Source organism: Longimonas haloalkaliphila, from assembly GCF_055379825.1.
The window spans coordinates 2257381-2278530 of the sequence record NZ_AP043948.1; the positions used below are offsets into that span (position 1 = coordinate 2257381).

General features: G+C 59.8%; 12 protein-coding genes and 2 tRNA genes. 7 read left to right on the forward strand and 7 right to left on the reverse strand.

What is annotated here, in order from left to right; all coding sequences use genetic code 11:
- Positions 1 to 7: 7 nt before the first annotated feature.
- From ACZ48V_RS08825 to ACZ48V_RS08840, 4 genes are all read right to left on the reverse strand, one after another.
- On the reverse strand, positions 8 to 1258 hold the full coding sequence (locus ACZ48V_RS08825) for a hypothetical protein (protein WP_464538390.1): 1251 nt from the start codon (positions 1256 to 1258) through the stop codon (positions 8 to 10).
- A gap of 147 nt (positions 1259 to 1405) precedes the next feature.
- Positions 1406 to 2380 (reverse strand): glycine betaine ABC transporter substrate-binding protein, encoded by a 975-nt coding sequence (locus ACZ48V_RS08830; protein WP_464538391.1) that lies wholly within the window; start codon positions 2378 to 2380, stop codon positions 1406 to 1408.
- Positions 2381 to 2814: 434 nt separating this feature from the next.
- The gene (locus tag ACZ48V_RS08835) at positions 2815 to 3711 is read right to left on the reverse strand and encodes an ABC transporter permease (RefSeq protein WP_464538392.1); all 897 of its coding nucleotides are present in this window, start codon (positions 3709 to 3711) and stop codon (positions 2815 to 2817) included.
- A 90-nt stretch (positions 3712 to 3801) separates the two neighbouring features.
- Positions 3802 to 5139: a quaternary amine ABC transporter ATP-binding protein gene (locus ACZ48V_RS08840; RefSeq protein WP_464538393.1), complete on the reverse strand. Its 1338-nt coding sequence runs from the start codon at positions 5137 to 5139 to the stop codon at positions 3802 to 3804.
- A gap of 327 nt (positions 5140 to 5466) precedes the next feature.
- Between ACZ48V_RS08840 and ACZ48V_RS08845 the strand changes: the two genes are divergently transcribed.
- The 3 genes from ACZ48V_RS08845 (at position 5467) to ACZ48V_RS08855 (ending at position 14964) form a co-directional block, all read left to right on the forward strand.
- Positions 5467 to 7635 (forward strand): prolyl oligopeptidase family serine peptidase, encoded by a 2169-nt coding sequence (locus ACZ48V_RS08845; protein WP_464538394.1) that lies wholly within the window; start codon positions 5467 to 5469, stop codon positions 7633 to 7635.
- Between the two features lie 371 nt (positions 7636 to 8006).
- Positions 8007 to 12584, forward strand: a complete 4578-nt coding sequence (gene gltB / locus ACZ48V_RS08850; protein WP_464538395.1) for a glutamate synthase large subunit — start codon at positions 8007 to 8009, stop codon at positions 12582 to 12584.
- A gap of 916 nt (positions 12585 to 13500) precedes the next feature.
- Positions 13501 to 14964 (forward strand): glutamate synthase subunit beta, encoded by a 1464-nt coding sequence (locus ACZ48V_RS08855; RefSeq protein ID WP_464538396.1) that lies wholly within the window; start codon positions 13501 to 13503, stop codon positions 14962 to 14964.
- Positions 14965 to 15285: 321 nt separating this feature from the next.
- Here the strand turns inward: ACZ48V_RS08855 and ACZ48V_RS08860 are convergent, their stop codons facing one another.
- The 3 genes from ACZ48V_RS08860 to ACZ48V_RS08870 form a co-directional block, all read right to left on the reverse strand.
- Positions 15286 to 15687 (reverse strand): hypothetical protein, encoded by a 402-nt coding sequence (locus ACZ48V_RS08860; RefSeq protein ID WP_464538397.1) that lies wholly within the window; start codon positions 15685 to 15687, stop codon positions 15286 to 15288.
- 186 nt (positions 15688 to 15873) lie between these two features.
- On the reverse strand, positions 15874 to 16389 hold the full coding sequence (locus ACZ48V_RS08865; RefSeq protein WP_464538398.1) for a hypothetical protein: 516 nt from the start codon (positions 16387 to 16389) through the stop codon (positions 15874 to 15876).
- Positions 16390 to 16511: 122 nt separating this feature from the next.
- The gene (locus tag ACZ48V_RS08870) at positions 16512 to 18848 is read right to left on the reverse strand and encodes an FAD-dependent oxidoreductase (protein WP_464538399.1); all 2337 of its coding nucleotides are present in this window, start codon (positions 18846 to 18848) and stop codon (positions 16512 to 16514) included.
- A 120-nt stretch (positions 18849 to 18968) separates the two neighbouring features.
- Here ACZ48V_RS08870 and ACZ48V_RS08875 point away from each other — a divergent pair, with 120 nt between their 5' ends.
- From ACZ48V_RS08875 to ACZ48V_RS08890, 4 genes are all read left to right on the forward strand, one after another.
- Positions 18969 to 19880, forward strand: coding sequence for an NAD(+)/NADH kinase (locus ACZ48V_RS08875; protein WP_464538400.1), 912 nt, complete (start codon positions 18969 to 18971; stop codon positions 19878 to 19880).
- A 93-nt stretch (positions 19881 to 19973) separates the two neighbouring features.
- A tRNA-Phe gene (locus tag ACZ48V_RS08880) sits at positions 19974 to 20046 on the forward strand.
- A 54-nt stretch (positions 20047 to 20100) separates the two neighbouring features.
- Positions 20101 to 20177 (forward strand) — tRNA-Asp (locus tag ACZ48V_RS08885).
- 335 nt (positions 20178 to 20512) lie between these two features.
- A complete protein-coding gene (locus ACZ48V_RS08890) occupies positions 20513 to 21136 on the forward strand; it encodes a GNAT family N-acetyltransferase (RefSeq protein WP_464538401.1) in 624 nt (207 codons plus the stop codon).
- The last annotated feature ends 14 nt before the right edge of the window (positions 21137 to 21150 follow it).

Sequence of the window (21150 nt, forward strand, 5' to 3'; positions counted from 1 at the left end):
GGCTGTGTCAGAAGTAGAGCCCAATGTTGATGTTGAAGGCCGTGCGCCACTCATTATCGGCTTGCTGGGCCATAACGCCGCCAAACGTATCATCGAAGGGCTGGTTGAAGGGATGCCCTTTGCTGATGATGAGATCGGTGTACGCGAAGAGCGGCCCGGCTGCGGTCGTGAAGCCGAGAATATGCGACACGTTGTCGTTCCATCCGTCGACGTCTTTCACGACCTGGCTATAGTCGTAGTGCGGCGCGATCGCCGAGATCGGTCCGATGTCTACCGGGATGGTGTACGACAGGCTCGTCGAGTAGACGTCGATGTCGCTGGCTACGCGGTAGGTACCACCGTAGGCGCCCATCGTTACGAAGTCGGTGCTCTCGCCATCGGCAACGGGTGGGTTCATGTTCTGCTGCGCAAACTGAAGCTTCGCTTCAAATCCGCCCAACTGCTGCTGTACATGCACCGCATAGGCGCCGTGCCAGTCGGTGGCTCCAGTGCCCTGATTGAGAAGCTGCCCGACCTGTCCGGATGCGCCCACTTTCGTGGAGGCGTCGTCGCCATGTGCAAATGTGTGGGCGATCTTCAGGTTGCCCTGATGCTCTTGCACGGTGTTGCGAGCGGCATCATTGGGGTCGGGTACCACGTCGTACGAGTAGCGATCGGCTGTGGTGGTGCCGAAGAAGTCGGTACCTGCGGGGTTCAGGTAGTAGGCGGTCTGGATGTCCCAGTTGCCCGGCGAGAAGAGAGCTTTCACGCCTGAGTTGTATTGGTCTTCAAGCCCCACATAGTAGGTGTTGTTGAAGAACCAGCTGCTCGATGCAAAGGGCTGGATGCCAAACGGCGACTGGCTTACGCCAACCTGTACCTCAGCGGCATCGCTGAAGTTGTATCCGACCCATCCGTGGTGGATAAAGAGCCCGCCGAAGGCATCGGGATAGATGGCGTATTCGGTTGAGAAGGTGAGGTCGCCGTAGCTTCCGTTGGCGTTGATGCGGAAGGTATCGAACGTAAACGCGCCGTCGCTAAGCACACGGTCGGCCCCTTCTTCGAAGGGCGTATCGGCGCCGTAGTTGCGAAACAGCGTGTTGAAGCTGATGGAGCCGCCCACGTTCACGTCGAGCGTAGGCTCATCGTCTTGCTGCGTAGCTGTTGCGCTGTTGGATGCGTCGGCATCCGCGCCCTCAACGCTATCGGACTGCGCAAACGCGGAAGGCATTCCGACAAGCGCAAGGATGAGACAGAGTGTTGTAGTCAGTTTAGCCATAGGGGGGTAGGTTCTTCACAGAAGAACGAAAGTAAAAGCGGTTGGAATCCGCACAGAGATAATGCTGTGCGACGATGCATCGGGTGGATGTCCAATCACACACCGGAGCCTGGCAGGCTCCGGTGTGGTGGACCATGCAATGCAGGGTTAGCGAGATGCGGTGACTTCGCCGGCAGTCTCTGTACCGTCAGGGATCCAGTTGGAAACCGTTTCGCGGTGGTCTTGAATCCACTGCTGGGCGGCTTCATACGGATCGTCGGTGTCGGCGTCGGGGCGGTAGGGCTGCATGAGCGCATTCAGCTCTTCGTTGTTAACCTTCACATTGTCGAAGAACTGAACTACGCGCTCGGGGAATTGCTCGTCAAAGTCGGTCCGAGCGACAGCGAAGATGTCCTCGGGCTCGCCAAACACATCGGTCTGGCCAGTCTGGGCCCCTTCAATGTAACGCAGGTCGTAGCGTCCCCACTTCCAGTGCGGCTGCCAGCCGGTTACGATAATGGGGTCTTCATTCTCAACAGAGCGCTGCAGCTGCGACCAGGTAGCGGGCCCGCTCGATGCAAGCACTTCGAATCCTTCGATGTTGTTGTTGGCAAGGATATCGCGTGCCTGCTGGTTGACAGCGGCGCCGGACTCAATGCCGTGGATGCGTCCATTGAGGGCGTCGCGGTGATCGGCGATATCATCTACCGATTGGATGTCGGTGTACGTAGGTACAGCCAGTCCCACGGTTGTACGATCGTACCATTGGCTGACTTTCTTCAGCTCGCCCTCGTGTTCTTCCATGGCGCTGCTGTGTGTAATGGGAAGCCAGGCTTCGACGAACACGTCGGCAGCGCCTGAAGCAACGGACGAGAAGGCCGTACCGCCGCCCGTGACCTCACTCATGCGGTCGACGTTCATGTTGAGGCTGTCTTCGAGTAGCTCATGCATCACATGGGCCATGGCTACACCTTCAACCCAGTTCACGTAGACCAGGCTGATATCGTCGCGTTCATCAGCGGGGTCGGCATCGCCACCGCAGCCTGTAAGGGTAAACACGCCGATCAGGAGAGCAGCAAGTGCCCCCGAAAGCCATCGGGTTGGATTCGAAAGTGGAGTGGATGTCGGTTGAGATTGCGCCATAGAAGGTAAATAAAACTATGCAATGAACAACGAGTCATCTCTGCAGGGTAGTGCAGCGTGGGGCGATGCAGCAGAATCCACAAGCCGACAGGCAGCACGAGGCAACCGGGCGACTGCAGATGTGCACACACAACGCTACAGTAGCCACGCAATCGCCACCACGCTCAATAGTTTATAAGTACGCGTAAAGTCTGCGTGATTAGATGTTACGTTATCGGTACTACGCGTATTGCGGTGCCATGCAGCAGTGTGCTACACAGCAACGCTACACAGCAACGCTACACAGCAACGCTACACAGCAACGCTACACAGCAACGCTACACAGCAACGCTACACAGCAACGCTACACAGCAACGCTACACAGCAACGCTACACAGCAACGCTACACAGCAACGCTACACAGCAACGCTACACAGCAACGCTACACAGCAACGTTACGCCACGGTCGTCTGCGACTGTTGCGTAGCTGCGCGCTCACCGATGGCTTGCGTGATGCGGTCGAGATAGATCGCCAGGATAACGATTGCGAGTCCTCCGTTGAATCCATCAGCGATCTGAAGCTGAGTTACCCCACGAACGACCGGCTGTCCGAGGCCTTCGGCGCCAATCAGCGCTGCAATGACGACCATAGACAGCGCGAGCATGATGGTCTGGTTTACACCGGCCATAATGGTGGGAAGCGCTACAGGAAGCTCCACCTTGAGCAGCGTCTGACGGGTGGTTGCTCCAAACGAGTGCGCCGCTTCAACCACCTCCTCAGGCACCTCGCGGATGCCCAGGTTGGTGAGGCGTACGACAGGGGGGGTTGCAAAGATAAAGGTTGCAATGACACCCGGCACCTCGCCCAGTCCGAACAAAAGCACAGCCGGAATGAGATAGACGAAGGCAGGCATCGTCTGCATGAAGTCGAGCACGGGACGCACGCCGCGGTGTACGGCCTCATTTTTGGAGGCCCAGACGCCCACAGGAATGCCAACGACCAGGCATAGAAGCGTTGCAATCAGGGTCAGGGCCACGGTTTCCATGAGAAGCGTCCAGAATCCCATTCCAAACACAAAGCTCGCTTCAGTGAATGGAAGTGGGATCGTAACCTGGTCGATGAGCAGCAGACCAATAAAGCTGAAGAGGGCCATGCCGCGTGAGCATATCCACCACGCAAGTGTGGTCAGAAGGGCGATCATGACCAGGCTGGGAGGATACACAAGGATCGCTTCCAGTCCGCCGATGAGCAGGGCAATGAAGTCGGTAATGGCGTCAAAGGCCGCCGAGAAGTTGGTCGTTAGCCAGTTAATAAGTCGTTCGAACTCGGCGCCAATATCAAACTCGATCACAGGGGGTAGAAGATCTCTTTCTTGAGAACAAAGGGGAGGAGGTAGATGCAGGTGCTACAGATGCTGCTTACAGAGAACGCTTGAGAGCTCTTAGGTCGCGCTTTTGGCATCTGCAGAGGGCACGCCGTTCACCTTCTCGCGCAGCTCGGTCGACCCGACGTGCTTAAGCTGGGCCTTTTCGGGCGTGGCATCCTTGCCAAGCGCACCCGACTCCATCAGGTTCTCAATGTTGGTAGTCATCTCCGATAGGATAGACGCCCGATCAACGACACCAACAAGCACATCGTTGTCGTCAAGGATAGCGACGGGCAGGTCGGCTTCGAAGACAACGGGAAGCAGCGCCGCCACGGGGGTATTCTGGTGGGCCGTGGGCACCTCGTGTACAAGTACTTCGCTGAGATCATCGGCATCTTGTGTGCGTAGCGACACGGCATCGTCGAGACGCACAATGCCCAACAGCTTTCCATCGGCGTCTACGGCGTAAACGATTGAGGTGCCGTCCTTGCGCATCTTTCGGATTGCGACGGCCGGGCCGTGGGGCTTGTCTTCAGTCAGGTGCACCGTAGGATACGAGCGCATCAGGGTCGACGCCTGGATGACACGCGTTCGGTCTACGTCCTGGACGAACGAGCGCACGTAGTCGTCGGCAGGCTTCGTCAGGATCTCTTCGGGCGTGCCAACCTGCACCACGCGGCCCGACTTCATAATGGCGACGCGGTCGCCGATCTTGAGCGCTTCGTCAAGGTCATGCGTCACAAACAGAATTGTGCCCTGCACATCCTGCTGCAGGCCGATCAGCTCGTTCTGCATCTCGCTCCGTATGAGCGGGTCGAGCGCGCTGAAGGGCTCGTCCATGAGCAGAATATCGGGGTCGTTTGCGAGCGCACGCGCCAGCCCAACGCGCTGCTGCATCCCTCCAGAGAGGGCTGCAGGCTTGTGATCCTCGTAGCCCTTGAGTCCCACCAGCTCGATGGCCTCCTGAGCGCGCTTGCGACGCGTCTCTTTATCGACGCCACGAACTTCCAGTCCGAACTCAACATTCGACTGGGTCGTCCGGTGTGGCAGCAGCCCAAAGTGCTGAAAGACCATCGACACTTTCTGGCACAGGGCAGTCACCTCGGCATCGCTCATCTCCGTAATGTCATCCCCGTCGACATACACCGAACCGCTGGTGGGCTCGACCAGTCGGTTCAGGCAGCGTAGCAGCGTCGACTTGCCGCTGCCCGACAGACCCATGATCACGAAGATCTCGCCCTGACGTACAGTGAACGAAGCGTCGTTAACCGCCACAGTGCATCCGGTTCGCTCCAAGATCTCTTCGTTGGAGTGGCCTTCGTCAAGGAGCGAAAGCGCCTCTTCGGTCGACGAGCCAAACACCTTGTATAAATTACGAACCTCTACAGCAGATGACGTATCGGTTGAAGACATATAGAAAGACGGTTATGCGTAGTTGAGAACATTAAATAACCGTCACCCCAACGAGTAGCAGGGACAGATGTTTTGCGCACAGCCAACCGGCATCCAATAATAACGCTTTAGCCGAGAATGGGCAGCGATGCAGTCTATGCACGCTGCCAGCAGACTCATAACGGAAGGCAGGCCGGGCACGCACCTTGATGTGCATTTCACCACGATGATGCCTACCATACATTTGTTCGTCATAAGCCTATGTGTCACGCTCTCAATCGGCCAAGCCCGTACGCCATGCAAAATCTTGTACGTAGCCTCTGCAGTGTTTTCTTCCTTGTGTTTTTTATGGGATGCGGTGCGCCAGATGATCACCCCGAAAATGTCGCTAACACGGACGGTGCGTCGTTCAGCGAAGTGTCCAATCCCCCATGGGAAGCTATCGAGGTACTCGCATATCCTGACACGCGCCAGGGAGAGGTCGTCGATACCTACTTCGGCACCGAGGTCGCCGACCCGTACCGCTGGCTCGAAGACGACACCTCCAATGAAACTGCGGCCTGGGTGGAGGCACAGAACGAAGTCACGTTTGGCGTGCTCGAAGAAATCCCGTTTCGCGATCAGATCCGCGAGGAGCTCACCGAGGCCTGGAACTACGAGCGCGTAACGGCGCCGCGTGCTGAGGGCAGCTACCACTACTTCTCGATGAACGACGGACTGCAAGATCAGTCCGTGCTCTACCGCACAGCCAACATTGAGGGAATGAGCGGCGATGACCTGCGCGAGGAGGCCGAGGTGTTTCTGGATCCGAATACGTTCTCTGAAGACGGTACCACATCACTCGCCACCACCAGCTTTACCGACGACGGGAGCCTGGCAGCCTATGCGATCTCTGAAGGCGGCTCCGACTGGCGCAAGGTGATCGTGCGAGATACGGAGTCGCTGGAGCAGGTGGGCGATACGCTCGTCAACGTAAAGTTCTCGGGCCTCTCGTGGCGCGGCAACGACGGGTTCTACTACAGCAGCTACGAGGCGCCCGAAGGCAGTGAGCTCTCGGCCATGACCGACCAGCATAAGCTCTACTTCCACGAGATCGGCACGCCGCAGTCCGAGGACATGCTGGTGTTTGGCGGCGAAGAGACCCCTCGACGCTACGTATCGGGGCGCGTCTCCGAAGACGGACGCTCTCTGATCGTGAGTGCTGCGGAGAGCACCACCGGAAACGAGCTCTATGTGCAAGATTTGGAGGATCCCAATGGCGCGCTCGAACCAGTCGTCGACAACTTCGACAACGATCACAGCGTCATCGATACCGACGGCGATCGGCTGCTCATCCGCACCAACTTGAACGCCCCCAACTATCGCCTCGTGGCAGCTAATGTCAACGATCCGGCTCCCGAGCAGTGGACCGACGTCATCCCCGAAACGGAGCATGTGCTCAGTGTAAGCAGCGCGGGCGGATCCCTCTTTGCCAGCTATCTGGTCGATGTGCAGACTGAGGTGCAGCAATACAACTACGACGGCACGCTCATTCGCGACGTGGAACTGCCCGGCATTGGCACTGCAGGCGGGTTCTCTGCCGATCGCGACGCCGGCACACTCTACTACACATTCACTTCGTTTACGTACCCCTCCACCATCTTTGCGTACGACATCGAGCAGGGCACGTCGGAGCAGTTCTGGATGCCCGATATCGAGATGGATCCCGACGCCTATGTCACCGAGCAGGTCTTCTACGAAAGCAAGGATGGCACCGAGATCCCGATGTTCATCACGTACAAGGAGGGCACCGAACTCGACGGCACGAACCCCACGTATCTGTATGGATACGGAGGCTTTAACGTAAGCCTGCGTCCGTCTTTCGGCATCCAGCGCATGCTGTGGCTCGATAACGGCGGCATCTACGCACAGCCCAACATTCGGGGAGGCGGCGAGTACGGCGAGTCGTGGCACGAGGCAGGCATCCGCACCAACAAGCAGAACGTGTTCGACGACTTCATCGCAGCCGGGGAGTACCTGATCGATAACGGCTACACGTCGAGCGAGCGCCTGGCTCTTGCCGGCGGGTCGAACGGCGGGCTCCTCGTGGGCGCTGTCATGACGCAGCGTCCGGATCTGGCTGAGGTGGCCTTTCCAGCTGTGGGTGTGCTCGACATGCTTCGCTACCACACGTTTACCGCCGGAGCCGGATGGGCTTATGATTACGGTACCGCCGAAGAGAGTGAGGAGATGTTCGAGTATCTGCTTGGCTATTCGCCGCTGCATAACGTAGAGGCCGGCACGCGCTACCCGTCGACGCTCATCACTACGGCCGACCACGACGACCGGGTCGTGCCCGCCCACTCGTTCAAGTTTGCAGCGGAGCTGCAGGATAAGCATATGGGGATGAATCCGGTTCTGATTCGCGTGGAGACCCGGGCCGGCCACGGCGCCGGACGCTCCACCGAGTCGCGCATCGCCGAGTGGGCCGACCGCTATGCCTTTGCCTGGCATGCCATGGGCGTAAACCCGTTCTGAGAGGCACAAGCCCTATCGCTGCAGTAGGTAATATAGATAAACCTGACAGGTCTCCGAGACCTGTCAGGTTTATCTATTCAAGGGAATACGTAATAATCGTACGGTCGGGCGCTGTGCTTAAAGCAAGATCCCAAACCACGTCCGGGACCGGTGAACGCAGTGAGTAAAGGCCGTTCTCACGTCTCACAGGGCGCTACACACTCCCGCCCCCACTGCCTGTTTGTGAAGAAAAGCGCTTTCATCACGCTGGTAGCGCTTTCATCAGCCTATGGGTATGTGCAAGCCCAAACTTCCCCTTCTCTGCACGGTAGCTTCACTTCCCTTTGTCTTCATCTATACCTCGCTTCCAGCGGACCCACCGCCTGCTCCGTATGTCTACCTACACCGATGCGCTGTCTGTCGATCGTGAACGGGATGCCTGTGGACTTGGCTTTGTCGCCCATATGAACGCCGATCCATCACACGCAGCCATCGATGAAGGGCTTTCGGTGCTGGAGCAGTTGGAGCACCGCGGAGCCTGTGGATGCGATGGCACCACCGGCGATGGGGCAGGGGTGCTGATCCAGATTCCGGATGCGTTCTTCCGACAATGGGCGCAGAATGAAGCTATCGAGCTACCCGAGCCAGGGGCATACGGCGTGGGTACGCTTTTTCTTCCGAACGACCCTCCGCTGCGCACCGCCTGCATCCAACTCGCCGAGTCTACCTTTCAATCCGATGGCCTGTCGGTGCTCGGCTGGCGCACCGTGCCCATCGAATCGCATGTCCTGGGCAACGTGGCTACTGAAAACGAACCCACCATCATGCAGTGCATGGTTGCGCCCCCCGGCGAGCATCCGCCGAAGCGTGCCTTCGAGCGCCAGCTGTACGTGGCGCGCCGCAGTATCGAGCAGCAGATCCGGACGCGTCTGCCCGAGGCTGCTGACACCATCCATGTGGCCAGCCTCTCGGCGCAGACCATTGTGTACAAGGGGATGCTAACGGCCGGGCAACTCCGCGATTACTTCCCGGACCTGTCGGCTCCGGCGCTGATGAGTGCGTTTGCGCTGGTGCACGCCCGCTTCAGCACCAACACGCTGCCGCGCTGGTCGCTTGCGCAGCCGTTTCGTCGCATCTGTCACAACGGCGAGATCAACACCCTGCGCGGCAACGTGAACCGGATGCGTGCCCGCGAAGCGCAGTTCGGCGCGCACCCTTTTGGCGACGACCTCGACCGCATCCGCCCGGTGCTCGACCTGAACGCCAGCGACTCGTGCATCGTCGATAGCGCCGCAGAGGTGCTCCTGCACAGCGGACGCTCGCTGCCCCACGCTCTGCGCATGCTCATTCCGCCTGCGTGGGAGCACAACGACGAGCTTTCGCCCCAGGAGCGCGCCTTCTTCCAGTATCACGCCTGCCTTACCGAACCGTGGGACGGCCCTGCTGCCATCTCGTTTGCCGACGGTACGCACATCGGCACGGTGCTCGACCGCAGCGGACTGCGCCCGGCGCGCTACCTCGTCACCGATGACGACCGTGTGGTGATGGCCTCAGAGGCCGGAGCATTCGATGTGCCTGAATCGCAGATTGTGCAGCAGCAGCGCCTGGGTCCAGGCGATATGACGGTGGTCGACCTGGAGGCGGGCGCGCTTATTACGAATACCCAGCTCATCGAGCGCCTTGCCGCGAAAAAGCCGTATCATACCTGGGTCGAGACACACCTGCAGACCCTCGACGACGCTGCGCATCCCCCTGAACCCAACCCAGGCGCACGCAACGGCCACGCGTCCAATGGGCAAGCCACGCGCCGCGACAGCGATTCCGGCGCGCTGCACCGCATGCTGCGCACGTTTGGATACACGCAAGAAGACCTCGACATGCTGATCGGCCCGATGGGCGAAACGGGCAGCAGCCCGATCGGCTCCATGGGCGACGACACCCCGATCGCCGCGCTCAGCGAGCGTCCACGTCTGCTCTATGACTCCTTTCGGCAGCTCTTTGCGCAGGTCACCAACCCGCCGCTCGACGCCATTCGCGAGGAGCTCGTAACCAGCCTGTACACATACCTGGGTCCCGAAAAAAGCCTGCTCGAAGAGACCCCTGAGCACGCACAGGCGCTGCGCCTGGACGATCCAATTCTTACACCTGCCCGGCTTCGCCACGTATCCGACCAATTCAACACTGCTACGCTCGATGCCACCGTGGCACGCACCAGCACACTGCAGGCCGCCCTCAACCGGCTCTTTGCGGATGCGGACGGGGCGCTGCAGAACGGCGCTGAACTGCTCATCGTGTCGGATCGGTCCGTAACCGAAGACCGCATCCCGATGCCGATGCTGCTGGCCGTGGCCGGGCTGCATCACCATCTCATACGTGCCGGTACCCGCACGCAGGCCAGCATCATTGTGGACGGTCTGGAGCCGCGCGAGGTGCACCACGTGTGCTGCCTGCTGGGATACGGTGCCGAGGCGATGTGTCCGCGAGGCGCGCTGGCTACTGTGCGGCACCTGGCGGCCACCACGGACCTGCAGGGCACGCCCAACGAGGCGGCCACCCGCTACCGGAAGGCGCTCAACAAGGGCATCCTCAAGGTGATGTCGAAGATGGGCATTTCGACCTTGCAGAGCTATCAGGGCGCGCAGATCTTTGAGGCGCTCGGACTGCACAACGAGGTGATCGACGCCTACTTCACCAACACCCCAAGCCGCATTGGGGGCGCCCGGCTCGAGGCCATCGAAGCCGCCGTCCGTGAGCGGCATGCCATGGGCTATCCGGCGGCCCGTTCATCGGCCCCTGCGAGCGCCTCTGACTTAGACGTGGGCGGGCGCTACCGCTGGCGCCGCACGGGCGAGGAGCACGCACTTGCGCCGTCGGCCATTGCCGCATTGCAGCACGCCACCCGCAGCAGCGATGCCGACAAAGCGCGCTACGAGACATTTGCCGCTTCTGTAAACCAGACCGGCCGCGACGCCCGCGACCTGCGGGGGCTGCTTCAGATCGTAGACGCCAACGGCAGCGCGTGTCCCATCGACGAGGTGGAGCCGTGGACGGACATCGTGCAGCGCTTTAAGACCGGGGCGATGTCATATGGAGCGATTGGGGATGAGACGCACCGCACCCTTGCCGAAGCGATGAATCGCATCAACGGACGCAGCAACACGGGTGAGGGGGGCGAGCACCCCGAGCGGTATCCCGACGACCACCCGGCGCGCAGTGCCATCAAGCAGGTCGCCTCGGGGCGGTTCGGCGTGACGCTGCCGTATCTGACGAGCGCCGACGAGATCCAGATCAAGATGGCGCAGGGGGCCAAGCCGGGCGAGGGCGGCCAGCTGCCGGGCGAGAAGGTCTATCCGTGGATTGCGGAGGTGCGCTTTTCGACGCCGGGCGTGCCGCTGATTTCGCCGCCGCCGCACCACGACATCTATTCGATTGAAGATCTGGCCCAGCTGATCTACGACCTCAAGAATGCGAATCCCGAGGCGCGCATCAGCGTGAAGCTGGTGAGCGAGGCCGGGGTGGGCACCGTGGCGGCGGGCGTCGCCAAGGCTAAAGCCGACCACATTCTCATTAGCGGACACAGCGGCGGTACGGGGGCCTCGCCGCAGACCTCCATCATGCACGCGGGGCTACCGTGGGAGATGGGGCTAGCGGATGCGCATCAGATGCTCACGAAGCAGGGGCTGCGCAACCGCGTGAGCCTCGAAACCGACGGCGGTCTGCGCACCGGTCGCGATGTGGTCGTTGGAGCACTACTCGGCGCAGAGGAGTTCGGGTTCTCCACCGCGCCGCTCATCTCGCTGGGCTGCATCATGATGCGCAAGTGCCACCTGAACACGTGCCCGGTCGGCATCGCCACGCAAGACCCCGAACTGCGCGAGAAGTTTAACGGCACCCCTGAGCAGGTCATCAACTACTTTTACCTGATTGCTGAGGAAGTGCGTTCGCACATGGCGCGGCTCGGAGTGCGCACCTTCGATGAGCTTGTGGGACGCACCGACCGGCTGCTTCCTCACCCAGAGGCGCACAAGCGCGGCCTGGAGCTGGGGTCGCTGCTCACGCAGGTGCATGTGCCTGCAGCCTTGCGTGAGGATGCCGCCGCCACCTCGCAAGACCACGGGCTGGAGGAGGCCCTCGACCATGCGCTCATCGAGCAGGCCGCGCCCGCACTGGATGGCGGTACCCCCGTCACGCTCGATGTCACCATCTCCAACCGCGACCGCACCGTGGGCACGCTGCTAAGCCGTGCAGTGGTGCAGTCCCACGGCGACGACGGCCTGCCCGACGACTCCATCACACTGCGCTGCACCGGCACCGCCGGACAGAGCTTTGCGGCGTTTGGGATGCGGGGCATCACGTTCGATGTGCGGGGCATTGCCAACGACTACCTGGGCAAGGGGCTCTCCGGGGCCCGCATCGTGCTGCGTCCGCCTGAAGATGCAGGCTACCAGCCCGAGGACGCTACCGTCACCGGCAACGTGGCGCTTTACGGGGCCACGAGTGGGCGGCTGCTCTGTCGCGGACAGGCGGGCGAGCGCTTTGCGGTGCGCAATAGTGGCGCCGAAGCCGTGGTCGAGGGCGTGGGCGATCACGGCTGCGAATACATGACCGGCGGATGCGTGGTCGTGCTTGGCTCCACCGGACGCAATTTTGCGGCGGGGATGAGTGGGGGCCTTGCCTATGTGTGGGACCGTGCGGGCACCTTCCCGCACCGCTGCAACACTAAAATGGTGGATCTGCACGACGTAGCGCCCAACACAGATGATGCTGAGCGCATCCGCACATTGCTTGAGGCTCATCACGCTGCTACCGAGAGCCCAATTGCCGCTGAGGCGCTCGCTAACTGGCCAGAGGCGTTAACAGCCTTCGTCAAGGTCTTTCCGAAGGCGTTTAAGGATGCACTGAAGAACGGGACTCCATTCGACGATCTCGACGCCACGCCCGTAGAAGATGAGGCGGTTGTGATGCCGTAGTGGTGTGTTACACCTAAAAGTTATGGTCCAAAACTGTCATCGCGAGGAGGGAGCCTGCGACCGACGCGGCGCTGGGCGCACAACCTGATAGATCATGTGGACGGGGATACTTCGGCGCGAGTCCCCTCCATCCTACCCTTCCTCCCCGGCGAGGAAAGAACCAGAGGGCGTCCTCATGAAGTCCCCCCTCGGAGGAGCTACGGTTTATACACAACGCCTTCAGGTCCCACTGTGGCTGGTTTACGTACCGAAGCAAACATGCACGCTTGACAGTCGGCGTTGAGATCCTTCCGCCTAAAGGCGTCAGGATGACTCCGGGGTGTGAGGATGCGCCTGGACGAATGCGCTGCCTTCCCACCCATGTCATGCTGAACGCAGTGAAGCATCTCAACACGAGCCTACGGAGGGGCTGCGTTGCAGGCACACAGGGAACGCCACGACGCGCAGGACCATGCAGGGCATGAGTAGCCCCCGTTGCAATCCTGACGCCGATCGGCGTCAGGATGACGTGTGGACCCGTGTCCAAGACCGGAGACGATCACGTACCATCCAACCCCTACCCGACACCACAATGCTTGAACCGTTTTAACCACGACCAAGAAAAGATCTGTATAAACCGTAGCCTCGGAGGAGGGGGATTTAGGGGGGAGGGGGGATTCCGTGCTTCCAAACTGCCCAAACAATCACATGCAACACAGTACTACGGACGCCCAATGACCAGTTTGCGATCTTTCATCGGTACCTCTGGATGTCCAAGATTGATACATGAGTGCGTCGCCTGGTTCGATTTTAGCTCCCTACGGTCCTGAGTCGCTGCGCTCGTCTGCATCCAGATACAGCCCTCTACTGGATACGTGTTGACACCCCGGTTCAAATAGGCTTACTCTCGCCAGGACACAACCAACAACCCTACCCCATGCCCGATCCCAAAGCCTTCATCCACCAGCCTCGCGAGGACCTGCACAAGCGCTCGGTCGAAGAGCGGGTGCAGGATAACGACCCGGTCTACCTGCCGGTCGTTGATGAGCAAGCCCGCACACAGTCGCATCGCTGCATGGACTGCGGCGTGCCGTTCTGCCAGTCCGGCTGTCCGCTGGGCAATCGCATCCCCGATTGGAACATGCTGGTTAGCGAGGGCGACTGGAAAGCCGCTTACGAGCAGCTTGCCGCGACGAATAACTTCCCGGAGTTTACCGGACGCATCTGTCCGGCCCCGTGCGAATCGGCCTGTGTGGCTGGGCTCGTGTCGGATCCGGTTGCGATAGAGCAGATCGAGCAGGCGATCGTTGAGCACGCCTTCCGCGAAGGATGGGTGCAGCCGAATCCGCCCGACACGCGCACGGACTACAAGGTCGCGGTTGTGGGATCCGGTCCTGCCGGACTCGCCTGCGCGCAGCAACTGAACCGCGCCGGTCACACTGTCACCGTCTACGAGCGCGACGACCGACCCGGTGGACTTCTGCACTCGGGCGTGCCCAACTTCAAGCTGCCACAGCACATCATCGACCGTCGCATCGACCTGCTGCGCGCCGAAGGCATCCGGTTTGAGTGCGGGGTGGAGGTGGGCGTCGACCGCTCCGTCGACACGCTACACGCCAACGCCGATGCCGTGGTGCTCTGCATCGGATCGCTGCGTCCGCGCGACCTGCCGGTGCCGGGCCGCGACCTCGACGGCATTCACTTCGCCTGGCCGTATCTGCACCGCCACAGCCACGTAGCCACCGACGGCGACGCGCCCGACCTGGACTACCTTCCCGAGATCGATGCTACCGGCAAGCATGTCGTTGTGCTGGGGGGCGGCGACACCGCCAGCGACTGCATCGGCACCGCACACCGGCAGGGCGCCGCGTCTATCACCAATATCACCCACGGGCCGCAGCCGCCCACCGAGCGTCCCAACGAAAATCCCTGGCCGTTTGCACCCGGCACGCTCACCGTCAGCATCTCGCATGAGGAAGGCGTGGAGCGCGTCTGGAATACCGACGTGATCGCGTTTGAAGGCGACAGCCACGTCGAGCGCATCCGCTGCGCCGATGTCCGCTGGCACCGCGACAACGGGCAGCGCCGCAAGGAGCGGATCGCCGATACCGAGCGCACGCGCCCGGCGGATCTGGTGCTGCTTGCCATCGGCTACGAGGGGCCCGAGCGCGAGGCCCTGCTCGATCCGCTTGATGTGGCGCTCGACGACCGGGGCCGTGTTGCCACCGATGCCGACTACACCACCAACACGCCCGGTATCTTCTCGGCGGGCGATGCCACGCGCGGGGCCTCGCTCGTGGTCTGGGCCATCGCCGACGGACGCGAGTGCGCCCGCACCGTCGACTGCTACCTCACCGGCAGCACCGCTCTGCCCACCCGCGGCCGCGGCGACCTGGAGTAACACGCAACCGTCCGTTCAGGAAATTAGATGTAGGTGAAATGCGGGGCGTTCGTTTATAAGCGAGGGCACGTACCGATCCAGGGCATTATGCACCCATTCAAGTCCAGGATCGCGCAGGCGAACAGTCCCATCGCACCAGGGATATATGGAGCCGTTATTGTAATCTGAGTTGTAAGCGTGAGCTTACCCTGTTGCTCTTTTGGCGTGCCTATTACGGTTACGGCATCTGCTAAGCACGAAGCAAAGTGTTTTTTAATCAAGTGGCATACCTGCTTCCCGTGTTACCGAACTTGTACCAATGGACCGATAGAAAGGAGACTGTTATCGCTCGATTACCACGGTGTCGCTGAGTTCATCGACCGACACATTCATTTCGCCGCTTGCAGTCCACTTGGTAAGCCTTACTTCAATACGCGCCATGTCATCGGGTACATCGAACTGCGAGACAAACACCGAAGCATGTCCGGGAGCAAGCGCTTCAGGAAGCGTAAGGTGGCTCATGCCTCCCCAAGTACGCCGTGGGGGGCGACCAGGATCGGCAGGCGTCCCGCCGTAGCTGACGCTCACATGTGGTCTGGGGCCATCTGCAATGTACTCATCAAGCCCGTTGACAAGACACCCGGCAATCTGCGTTTGGTCATACACTTCAACGAGTTGCATATCACGGAGGCCCACAGCACCACTACCGTAATCGGTAGGATACGTGCTACAGGTAGCGTGCATTTCATTGTTGGGTAGTGGATAGACGCTAAATGATAAGGCGATTGGCCATCACGGCTTTGTCTTTTTTGAACCCCCTCTCCCTACGGGTTTCTCCCCCTTTCCCAAGGGGGAGATGTCGGCAGACAGAGGGGGTTTGAGCAGGTTGCGATGATGTAAACCACATGTCAATCACTTAATATTGAACCGCTACCCATTGTTGGGAAGCGGAAGGTCCGGATATGCCATTTCGATAGGAGGAGCAAGGTCAAACATCTGCTTCCGCTCTTCCCCACCTTCGTAAACGGGCTGGTTCATATACAGTCTCTGAATTGTAATGGATGCTTCGCCTGTACCATTATGTGTTTGGTCCCGCAGCGGAAACACAAGAGCGTAAAACCGCCCCGTTTCGCCAGGGGCGATTCCCTCTGTAATCATGGTAAGTGGGTTGCCTGTTCTTTCGGGCTCGGGCGTAACGGTATAGATCAACTGAGGACGGTGCAGCCGATCGTTGCCCCGGTTTTCGATGCACCCAACCAGCCGCGTCGCTCTAACGTCGAACGGCCCCCGCTCTACGCTAAGCGCACCGATTGCCGCTACCTCTGACACTGCCTTCACCTCAAAGTCGTCGCACGCAGTCTCTGACAACGATTCAGGGAAATGGGGCTCTGGGACAACCACCCCGAGCGTAAGAACGGAAAGAAATACCGCTACTATGAAATGCATGGGCGATCAGCTTTTTGGTGGAAGCGCAATTATCCTATCAGGGTACGCGCAGATGCATGGGGCAACCGGACAAGAGCAACCAGCAAAAGGAGCAAGACCGGTCGGTTCAGCCTCCGGCAGCGCTACACGCCCTGCGCTTCTTGCTGCTGCGCCTGCTCTTGTGCGGCCTCTTCCTGAATGCGCGCAAGCGACGCTTCCAGCGAATCGCGGCTGATGACTTGGCCTGTGGACGTATCCACCTGGCCAAATGAGAGCACGCCGGTGGGGCAACTCTGCACGCACGCGGAGCAGCGCACGCACTGCGGATCCTCCATCGGTTTGCCCTGCTGTGCGAAGCTCATTACGTCGATGCCCTGGTGGCACACGCTCGTACACACGTTGCAGGAGATGCACTTGTCTTTGTCGGCGAGGATGCGAAAGCGGCTGAAGCGGTGGTAGATATGCATCAGCGCCGCCAGCGGACAGAAAAAGCGGCACCATACGCGTCCGCTCAGCCAGAAGTAGACGCCCAGCGCCAGCATGCCTGCGAGCAGTACATCCACAAACCAGGCATAGCTCAAGATGCCGAATCCGAACAGGCCGCCCGAGAGCATCGCGTTGAAGGTAGCCTCCATCCACCCACCGGGCCAGATCCACCCGCCGATGCGCCAGAACAGCATCACAAACGCAACAACCATGATGATCTGCCCGGCAAAGTTGAGCTTGTTGGTCCACTCGCCGTGGGGCATCTTGTCGCGGTGCTCGTCGCCAACCGTCTCAGCAAGGGCGCCACAGGAGCAGATCCAGCCGCAGTAGGCCCCCTTCCCCCAGTAGTAGATCATACCGGGAATGAGCACGAACGTCTGCACGAAGCAGATGAGAAGCCACCAGAAGAGCGGGTCTTGCGTGAACACGTTGTAGACCAGAAGCGGCCAGGCAAGGATAAAGCCGTAGGCGCGCCAGTATTCGCGTCCGTGTGCCGACCACTCCGTGGTAGGGAACAGGGCATCCAAAAAACCGGCGGGGAGGAGTCCGTTGGCTCCCAGATACGGGAGAATCAGCTCCGGCAGCAGAAACAGCGGCATCACCTGAATAGCAGCCAGCGTGATTGTCTGCACGGTGATGTACGGCGTTTTTCGCCGCCTAATGCGCCGGTATCCATAGATTACCACCACTGCCGAGTACACGAACGTGTAGTAGAACGAAGGCGATTGCAGCGAGATCGAGAGCACTCCGATGAGGCTTGTGGGCTCAGTGGCAGCAAAAACATCATCGAGCCAGAAGGGAAACGCGTTGGCCGATTCGGCCAGCTGTCCGAGCCACCCGCCGTCTTTCCAGCTAAACACGACCACCATCAGCGCGAGAAAGGCACTCATGGCACCGATGCGCTTCCACCGGAGCGTGCCAAGCCAGCTCAGGTCGCGCACGGCATCGGAGAGCGAGTCAGGAAACGTGCCCCAGTCATTACGAATGGTGATACCGGAGCGTCGAAAGAAGTCGAGCGGAGCCTCGCGTCCGATCATGGCAAAGACCTGCTGAGCCGAGACGCGCTCGGTGGGGTCTTCGTTGTGGCGTAGCACCACCGCCTCCTCGTCGATGCGCTCCACCTCCGTGTTCATCTTGAGCGTAAGCGAGCCGGTGCGGCTATACGAGGCGAGTTCATAGACGCGGTTGATGTTCTCCTCTTTCGGGCGAAAGAAGGACTCGCGGCGATAGGAGAGGGTGACATCAGCCCCCGCTTCGGTGAGGGCAATAGCTGCCTCCAGGGCCGAGTCGCCTCCGCCGACCACGGTAACAGGATAGTCCGCATACTTCGTCGGGTCGTTCAGGCGATGCTGCACGTGGTCGCGCTCTTCGCCGGGGGCCCCCAGTTCACGAAACGCGCCGCCGCGTCCAATAGCCACGACCACGCGCTGCGCCGCGATACGCGCGTCATCGGTGCACACCACCTCCAGGCGCCCGCCCCGCCGGTCAATGCGATGCGCCTCGCCTGTTTGCACGTCGACATCGCTGGTCTGCGCTTCCAGCTCCTCGACCAGTTCTTCTTTGACGGGAGCCGACACCTGAATGGCGCCCTCCGGTGTCATGTTTTTGGGATACGTGTAGATGGGCTTGCCCTGCTGGAAGTCTTTGATCGTGGCAAACCGCTTGGTCGCCTCCAGTACCACGTACGAAAGGCCCTGACTTTCTGCTTCACGTGCTGCGGCCATGCCTGAGGCCCCCGCTCCAAGAATAACAACGTCGTAGGCATCCTCTTGAGCGCCGGGGGTAAACGAAGAGTCGTCGGCGATGTGACGCACGGCCTTCGTGCCGCTGTCGAGCGAAAACTTGAGCAGAGGAACGCCGGCCAGGTCGCCCACGACGTACACCCCGTCTACATTGGTCTGGTAGTGTTCGTCGACACGGGGCAGGCGAGATACGTCGCCGTCGGGCCACTGCATGTGCAGCCAGTCGGCGTAGCGGCGGAGAAGCGAGAGCATGAGCAGACACGTTGGTAAAGGGGACCGATCGCACACGCTATGTGTACGCGACAGGCAAGGAAGCGTTACATCCGTGCTTGCAATGAACCATACGTTCAACTACGTGTCCTCGCACCCCCTATGATTTACGGCATTACCGGCAATCCGAACAAGCCTGACGTGTGGCCGCTCCTCGACCATGTACTCGGGCTGCTGAAAGAACGCGAGCTGTCGTACCGGTTGGCGCCGGATCTTGCGAAGGGCCGCGCCGAACGGGGAGCACCGGTAAAAGAGGGATGCGTGGCCCCGAGCGTGAAGGACGTAGGACGCCAGGCTAACATCGTGTTTTCTTTCGGAGGCGACGGCACGCTTCTGCGTACCGCCCATGCGGTGAGCCCGTCAGATACTCCGCTTGTGGGAATTAACATCGGGCGCCTGGGCTTCCTGGCCGATGTGGAGCACGACCAGGTGGCGCGTGCGATTGACGCACTGGAGCGCGGGGACTACCGTATCAGTCCCCGTATGGTAATGGAAGTGGACGCGGGCGAGAAAGTGCTCGGTCGTAACTGGGCGCTAAATGAGTGTGTGATCAATCGCAGCGGGGCAGCAGGGCTTTTGCGCATAGGCGTGACGGTAAACGGTGAGTGCCTGAACACCTACTGGGCCGATGGGATTATCTTTTCCACGCCCACAGGGTCAACGGCATACTCGCTCTCTGCCGGGGGGCCTATTTTAATGCCCGAAACAGGCGTCGTAATCATCACACCGATTGCGCCGCATACGCTTTCGGTGCGGCCCATTGTGCTGCCAGCTACAGCAACAATTACCGCAGAGGTATGCAATCCGGATCGCCCTTATGTGTTTGCCGTCGATGGAGTCAGCACAGAGTTCAAGGAACCCAATATAGTATTTACGGTACGACGGGCCGCTCATTCAGTCAACCTTGTCAAGCTGGATGGCACGCACGTGTTCGACACGCTGCGCCGTAAACTTATGTGGGGCGCACGATCGTCCGGCTCCGGCCACGCGAAGAAAGCCGAGAGCAGCGCGTAAGACACGAAAAGCGAAGGTCGTTGAACTCGACATGAAACTATGCGTTTGCACTTGATTGCTACAAGCGTAGTTCTTTACATGTGAATCCGATTTGGTCAGGTAGCTCAGGTGGTAGAGCAACGGCCTGAAAAGCCGTGTGTCGGCGGTTCGAATCCGCCCCTGACCACAGAGCACCGCGGAAAGCGATTTCTGTACAAAAACAGATAGTACAAAAACAGACGGTCCGGTAGTTCAGTTGGTTAGAATGCTGCCCTGTCACGGCAGAGGTCGCGGGTTCGAGTCCCGTCCGGACCGCCAAGTACGTACGGTAGGAAAGCAAATATTGTGATATAGAACAAAAGGCGCCGATCCAGTTGCTGGGGCGGCGCCTTCCTATTATAGGTGTACATGATGTCTGCATCTGACTGCCATATTCATCTGGCACAATAGCTGTCATACATTGAATTAAGTAGCCTGTATCCCCTGCATAGTAAGACAATAAGTAGGGGGGAGCTGCGCCATACCTTGCATAGGGTAAGGAAGAATATGCTTGCAGGTGCCCCACATGCTATGTACACTGTGTAACGAGCGTCATACCTTAAGAAGATAGACGCTCGTCGTTTTTTTTTAGTTCATTTGGAAGCGCTTCCATCATGATTGACTTTCCAGAGATGCAAGCCCTGGTACCACAGGCAGGTCCCGATGTACGGCTTACCGCACTGCACCGCGACCACATACACACGCACTTTCGGTGGAACAACGACCCTGAACTTAACCGGCTCGACAGCGAAGTACCTTTCCAAAAAGAGTCGTTCGGTACGTTCAAGCGCCGGTTTGAGCAGCTCTGCGACAGCCCGGAAGAGACGCACTACGCGTTTGAGATTCACAGCATTGCAGAAGAGGAACTGATTGGCGTTGCGTCGCTCTACGGTATCAGCCCCTCTAACGCGCATGGCCGCATCAGCATTACGATTGGAAACCGCTCATACTGGGGGAGCGGATATGGACGAGGGGCCATGAGCTTGTTGCTCAGCCTCTGCTTTGACAAGGTGGGGCTGCATCGCGTGAGCGCTGAAACATTTGAGTTCAACGATGCCTGGACACGCCTGGTGCGCGGCTCAGGGTTTAAGCATGAGGGGACTGCACGTGAGTATCTGTTCAGAGATGAGCAGTTCTGGGACAAAGATCACTACGCACTCCTGAAAAGAGACTACGAGCCGCTTGAGCCGGTCCCCGTACAGCCTCCTGAAAAAGAAGAGATTGCGGAAGTCATGTAGCCATGCACACAGAG

What these genes read in the sequence shown, in the direction of transcription:
- ACZ48V_RS08825 (WP_464538390.1), bottom strand. Translation starts at nt 1,258, where the DNA reads ATGGCTAAACTGACTACAACACTCTGTCTCATCCTTGCGCTTGTCGGA.
- ACZ48V_RS08830 (WP_464538391.1), bottom strand. Translation starts at nt 2,380, where the DNA reads ATGGCGCAATCTCAACCGACATCCACTCCACTTTCGAATCCAACCCGA.
- ACZ48V_RS08840 (WP_464538393.1), bottom strand. Translation starts at nt 5,139, where the DNA reads ATGTCTTCAACCGATACGTCATCTGCTGTAGAGGTTCGTAATTTATAC.
- ACZ48V_RS08845 (WP_464538394.1), top strand. Translation starts at nt 5,467, where the DNA reads ATGGGATGCGGTGCGCCAGATGATCACCCCGAAAATGTCGCTAACACG.
- gltB (WP_464538395.1), top strand. Translation starts at nt 8,007, where the DNA reads ATGTCTACCTACACCGATGCGCTGTCTGTCGATCGTGAACGGGATGCC.
- ACZ48V_RS08855 (WP_464538396.1), top strand. Translation starts at nt 13,501, where the DNA reads ATGCCCGATCCCAAAGCCTTCATCCACCAGCCTCGCGAGGACCTGCAC.
- ACZ48V_RS08860 (WP_464538397.1), bottom strand. Translation starts at nt 15,687, where the DNA reads ATGCACGCTACCTGTAGCACGTATCCTACCGATTACGGTAGTGGTGCT.
- ACZ48V_RS08865 (WP_464538398.1), bottom strand. Translation starts at nt 16,389, where the DNA reads ATGCATTTCATAGTAGCGGTATTTCTTTCCGTTCTTACGCTCGGGGTG.
- ACZ48V_RS08870 (WP_464538399.1), bottom strand. Translation starts at nt 18,848, where the DNA reads ATGCTCTCGCTTCTCCGCCGCTACGCCGACTGGCTGCACATGCAGTGG.
- ACZ48V_RS08875 (WP_464538400.1), top strand. Translation starts at nt 18,969, where the DNA reads ATGATTTACGGCATTACCGGCAATCCGAACAAGCCTGACGTGTGGCCG.
- ACZ48V_RS08890 (WP_464538401.1), top strand. Translation starts at nt 20,513, where the DNA reads ATGATTGACTTTCCAGAGATGCAAGCCCTGGTACCACAGGCAGGTCCC.